Here is a 6,000-nt window from a genome sequence, read left to right as displayed (position 1 = left end):
GTTGGCTATGAACACCATAACTCTACCGAGCGTGAGCAGTTATGGGTTTCATGCTGGCTAAGAACACCATAACTCTCCCGAGCGTGAGCCGTTATGGGCTTCATCACCTCTATGAACACCTTAACTTTGCCGAGCGTGAGCTGTTATAGGTTTCATGCTGGCTATGAACACCATAACTCTCCCGAGCGTGAGCCGTTATAGGTTTCATGTTGGCTATGAACACCATAACTCTGCCGAGCATGAGCGGTTATGGGTTTCATCACGGCTATGAACACCATAACTCTACCGAGCGTGAACTGTTATGGGTTTCATGTTGGCTATGAACACCATAACTCTGCCGAGCGTGAGCGGTTATGGGTTTCATGTTGGCTATGAACACCATAACTCTGCCGAGCGTGAGCGGTTATGGGTTTCATGTTGGCTATGAACACCATAACTCTGCCGAGCGTGAGCGGTTATGGGTTTCATGTTGGCTATGAACACCATAACTCTGCCGAGCGTGAGCGGTTATGGGTTTCATGTTGGCTATGAACACCATAACTCTACCGAGCGTGAGCGGTTATGGGTTTCATGTTGGCTATGAACACCATAACTCTACCGAGCGTGAGCGGTTATGGGTTTCATCACGCCTATGAACACCATAACTCTCCCGAGCGTGAGCCGTTATGGGCTTCATCACCTCTATGAACACCTTAACTTTGCCGAGCGTGAGCTGTTATAGGTTTCATGTTGGCTATGAACACCTTAACTTTGCCGAGCGTGAGCTGTTATATGTTTCATCCAACATAGAGCACCCTCACTAAGACAAAAAGGACACCCAGGGCGCCCTTTTTACATTAACTATTTCAATTTATTTTAATATCTTTTTCAAGCGCATTAGGATAATCCCATAAAGGCATGTTCATCACCCTTTTTTGCCTTTTTCACTAATAAAAGATCTAAATCTGACACGTTGACCCTTCCCCAAACCTCATGCTTACCGTTTTGTACCCATTAGACATAGCACACCACGAAAAAGTTTTGGTATTTTGATTTTATTTTACAATTAATTTTAAGTGAGAGAAATTTAAAATAGATACTCTGTCCCAAACTGCTTACTATCATGATTGTTTGGATAATTTCGTGCTTTTTGATCCAATTATGTGCTACTAAAACTCATTGGGTGTCGATTTTATATTTACAGTGCCGCTTTCTTGATTCTAAGTGCCAAAGTCCCTGTTTTAAGTGACGGTAATCTTATTCAAAGTGACGCTTTCTTAATTTGAGCGTTATTCAATTTGCTTGGGTGCTACTAACCTTGTTTGGGAGCCATATTCTCCTTTTCTATGTGACAGTTCAGGGGTTTTAAGTGACGACTTTTTCCCTGTTGAGAAGGTTGGGCGCTACTTGACTTGTTTGCGTGATAAAATATTCATTTAGGTGCCCTGCCATCACCTTCAGCAGCTAAACCATTTCATCAAAAAAGATGACTCCTCTCTAATGAGAAGAATCATCTTTATCAAATATCATTATGAACTCTTAAGCACTTTCTTCTTTGTTTTCTTATCGGTAACTGGGGTCTCTTTTGTTTTTGATCCAGTAGCAAGCTTTTTCTTAGCTGCAGGCATTTCTTTGGCCCCAGTCGTTTTTCCTTTGGTTTTTTCCAAGGATGCTTGTAATGCCTCCATGAGATCCATGACGTTGTCTTTCTTTGGTGGAACCTTTCCCGTTGTGACCTCTTCTCCTGCTTTCTTTTTCTCGATAAGCTCCATTAAAGCCGTACGATACTCGTCATGATATTTTTCCGGCTCAAATTCTGTAGTTAATTGATCGATTAACATCTTAGCAGTCTCAAGTTCTTTCTCCGATACTTCACCCACATCAGGAATATTCGGAACCTCACCAACACCGCGCACTTCATCTGGATAATGAATGGTCTCCATTACAATGGTGTTTTTATACACACGTACAACTGCAAGCTGCTCCTTCGCTCGAATCACTATTTTAGCTACCCCGATTTTTCCAGAGTCCTCTAGAGCCTTACGCAATAAAGCATAAGCTTTTACCCCTCCATCTCCCGGTGAGAGATAATAACTTTTTTGAAAATAGATTGGATCAATGTCCTCTAATTGAACGAAGTCAACAATTTCAACAGCCTTTTCTCCAACCTCATCTTGAAGTTCTTTTAGTTCCTCATCTTCTAAAACTACAAATTTATTTTTGACATACTCATACGCTTTTACAATTTCGTCATTACCAATTTCACGATCACATACCGGGCAAACCTTTTCATATTTAATCGGAGATTGACATTCTTTATGGAGTTGACGCAATTTCACATCTTTATCCTCTGTAGCTGCATGCAGCTTAATTGGTATATTTACAAGTCCAAAGCTTATGGTTCCTTTCCACATGGTGTGCATTGAACCATCTCCTTTTTTATCAAGTTTTTCTTATTTCTTATCATCTTCACTCTCTGTGATAAAAATACAACTTCTGAGTAAAAATAACCCTATGGGAAAAGTTGCTTGAGGAGGAATTATCGATGTACAAACCAATGCTTCCCACTCTTTCCGAAGATGTTCCTAAAGGAAAAGATTGGGTTTACGAAGTAAAATATGATGGATTCCGTTGCCTGTTAGAGTGGACTGAGAAAGGGTTTCGTCTCATCAGCCGTAATGGGAAGGATTTGACGGCAGCTTTTCCTGAAATCAAAGACTGGGCTCAATCATACATAGAAAAAGCAAAAAAACACTTTCCCTTATTATTAGATGGAGAGCTAGTAATACTTAATACCTCGATTCAAACTAATTTCTTTTTGCTTCAGACCAGAAGCCGTGTCAAAACCGAGGCAAGGATAAAAGACGTGCAAAGTCGTCCAGCTACTTTTATGGCTTTTGATATTGTGCAATTTGAAGGGGCGGATTTTTGCCAACGAACTTTTTTTGAACGGCGAAAAAAATTAGAAGAACTTTTTAAAGAATTAGGATGGAACGATTTTCACTTTTCAAACCGGATTAACCTTGTTGAGGCATGGAAAAGTTTGAGTGAATTATGGGAAAAACTTTATATCCACCGTGGAGAAGGGATAGTAGCTAAAAGAACTCAAAGTTTTTATGAAGATGGGAAAAGGTCCAGGCAATGGTTGAAGATTAAAAATTGGAAGACTGTTACTGGATTTCTTCAGGCTTGGGATGAAAATAATGGCTACTATGCATTGGGTTTAACCAATAGAACATCTTTAGGTAGGGTGAAACACGGATTTTCTTCAGAAGAAGTCTCCACTCTTTCTGCCTTTATTAAAGATAAAGGGAAAAAGGCTGCCACAGGGATATGGACTATTCCTCCAGCCATTCCCATGGATGTTCACTGCTTGGGAGCAACACCAGGGGAATTGCGTGAACCGATATTTGATCGATTCCGTTTTGATGTAGACGTAGAAGAGTGTACAACTGAACGAGTGAACTACGGCTTGGCTCAAATGCCATTAGAGGTCGAGGTTACAAATCCTGACAAAGAGCTTTTCCCAAGGGCAACAAAACAGGATTTACTTGTCTACTTAAGAGTTATGGCCCCTTTTTTGCTTGAACGTTTGAACAAAAAACCTCTTACTTTAATTCGTTATCCAGATGGAATTCATCAACAATCATTTTATCAAAAGCATTTACCAGACTATGCACCTGAATTCGTGAAAGGTTGGAAATTAGAAGGAGAAGAAGAATTTTTTATCGGTTGTGAGAATTTAGCTTCGCTTATTTGGCTTGGGAATCAAGGAACTATTGAATATCATGTTCCTTTTCAAAGACTGGGTGAAGAAATGCCAGATGAGATTGTGTTCGATTTGGATCCTCCGTCTGTAGAGAAATTTCAAATCGCTGTATTTGCAGCTCAACTAATTCATGAAATGACGGAAGGAATGGGATACTACTCCTTTGCTAAAACTTCTGGAAGAAAAGGTCTTCAAGTTCATATTCCATTAAAAAATCAACCAATGACCTTTGATGAAACCCGAGAATTTACAGAAGCCGTTGCTAATGTAATTGTAGACAAACATCCAGAGTATTTTACCATTGAAAGAATGAAGAAGAATCGTGGAGAACGCGTCTACATAGATTATATTCAACATGCTGCTGGGAAAACAATCATTGCTCCTTATTCACCTCGGGCCTCCGAACATGCCACCGTGGCGACCCCGTTATTTTGGGAGGAGGTTAATGAGAACTTGGATCCCACTCAGTTTACGATTTTTAATGTTCCACAACGAGTTGAAGAGAAAGGTTGTCCCATGTTATTGACGTGGGATTAGTCCATGTTTTTCTTTCAAGGAATCAGGTGCCATTTTTATAATCTGTTGAAGTACAAGAGTGAGTATTGTTAAATCATCGACAATACCCAGGCCTACTATGAAATCGGGAATGAGATCAAATGGAAGAATAGCGTAAATAACAATAAACCCTAACGAAATCCATTTTTTAGATGAGGTGACTTCTTTGGATAAGAAAAATTCAATTAAAAACGGAATGGATTTTTTGATATTAAATAAAAATTTCAGTCTTCTGGCAAAACGTATCATGGGGGAAGAGCCTCCTTCCAATTTTTGAGCAGTTCTTATATTTAGATTTTAGCACTCATTTGAGTAGCTTGGCACTCAAACTTGTTTTCCCCTGATTAGGGTGTCACGATATCGTCACATTCCCCAAAAATTGTTATCACTAAAACAGCCGGCTTGGCACTTATTATGATTTATTAGCACTTAAACTTTAAATCGGGAATTTTTACGTAAATTCAAATTTTGATTTTGGCACTATAGCCCTGATTTGCTGGCACCTAAACTGTATTTTTAGCACTTAAGCCAACTGAAACAAAATATTTGTCACTATGCCTCCAAAAAGCGTCACTAAAATCGTGAGTTTTAGCACCTAAATTTTTAAAAACGTCACGCAACTAGTAAATACCTCACATAAAGAATCACTTTAGCACCTAAGTAGCATCAAAAGCTCATACGCCTGAACATAGGCTGAGAACAGAATCTCCAAGCAAAAGAAGGGCTCGTCTATCAACGAGCCCTTCAAATCTAATCATATAAAATGGAGTGAACATCGTTTTCATCCAAGAAATCTTCGTAGGCTTCATGATCTTCATTAACACCGATATAATGACCCTCGTCATTGGTAAGGAGAAAGCCTTCATATTCCTCCACACTGCTGACTAAGTCCTCAGAACGGAAATACATCTCATTATAATGTTCCTTGTCCTCATAAAAGTCAGACGGAGTTTCTGAAGTACCATACATGGCCACACTTTGCCATGCATCCTCCGCATCAAAAAAGTTCGTTGAAGCATCAGGTTCCCGCTCACTTTTGTTCACACTTGAATGTAACACTTCTTCTTCGATTGGACGATCTCTTGATGCCTCACGATTTTCGGCATGCTCCTTACATCTTTTCGTTGTTGGTATAGCTTCCAACCGTTCAAAAGGAATATCGGCATCACAGATTTCACATTTACCATACGATCCGTCTTCCATAGCTTGCAGAGCCTGTTGAATATCCTGCATTTCTTTTTCCTCATGTTCTTGAAGTGCAATATCCTTTTCTCTTTCATAAAGCTCTGTTCCATGGTCAGCCGGATGATTATCATAATTGGAAAGTTCGCTCATGGATTCTTTCACAAACTCATAATCCATACCAAAATCATTATTATGTTCTTCTAACTCTGCTTTTTGTTCAAGCAAAGATTGTTTTAACTGTTCCGTTTGGTCTTTTGATAACACTCCCACCAACCTCCTGACGTCAGTTTTTTGTGGAGCATTTTTAGTATGTGCGAGACTAACGGTTATTACCTATTCCAACGAATGTGTGTAAATCCAATATTACTCACTAATCTACAAAATTTTCATGGACTTATAAAGAATATTTCCCTTTCCAACTCAAAAACTAAACAGAAATAAAGTCCCACCCAACCAATCGGACATTTATGAAGCAAGCTTCACCAACAAGGATGAATGTTTTATTTTTATCC

At 39.4% G+C, this 6,000-nt stretch carries 4 protein-coding genes; 1 reads left to right on the top strand and 3 read right to left on the bottom strand.

The features are described from left to right. Positions 1 to 1,508: 1,508 nt before the first annotated feature. Positions 1,509 to 2,402: a Ku protein gene (locus tag RZN25_14005; GenBank protein ID MEQ6377930.1), complete on the bottom strand. Its 894-nt coding sequence runs from the start codon at positions 2,400 to 2,402 to the stop codon at positions 1,509 to 1,511. A 122-nt stretch (positions 2,403 to 2,524) separates the two neighbouring features. Between RZN25_14005 and ligD the strand changes: the two genes are divergently transcribed. After that, a complete protein-coding gene (gene ligD / locus RZN25_14000; protein ID MEQ6377929.1) occupies positions 2,525 to 4,285 on the top strand; it encodes a DNA ligase D in 1,761 nt (586 codons plus the stop codon). Here the strand turns inward: ligD and RZN25_13995 are convergent. Together RZN25_13995 and RZN25_13990 are read right to left on the bottom strand one after the other, a co-directional pair. Further along, positions 4,268 to 4,552 (bottom strand): DUF1232 domain-containing protein, encoded by a 285-nt coding sequence (locus RZN25_13995; protein ID MEQ6377928.1) that lies wholly within the window; start codon positions 4,550 to 4,552, stop codon positions 4,268 to 4,270. The genes ligD and RZN25_13995 overlap by 18 nt on opposite strands. 501 nt (positions 4,553 to 5,053) lie before the next feature. Further along, entirely contained in the window at positions 5,054 to 5,752 is a 699-nt protein-coding gene (locus RZN25_13990; GenBank protein ID MEQ6377927.1) for a TraR/DksA C4-type zinc finger protein, read from the bottom strand. Positions 5,753 to 6,000 lie beyond the last annotated feature (248 nt).

The organism is Bacillaceae bacterium S4-13-56 (genome assembly GCA_040191315.1).
GTDB lineage: Bacteria > Bacillota > Bacilli > Bacillales > JAWJLM01 > JAWJLM01.
Note: the sequence above shows the minus strand (reverse complement) of the source record. Positions and strands in the feature narration are given on the sequence as shown.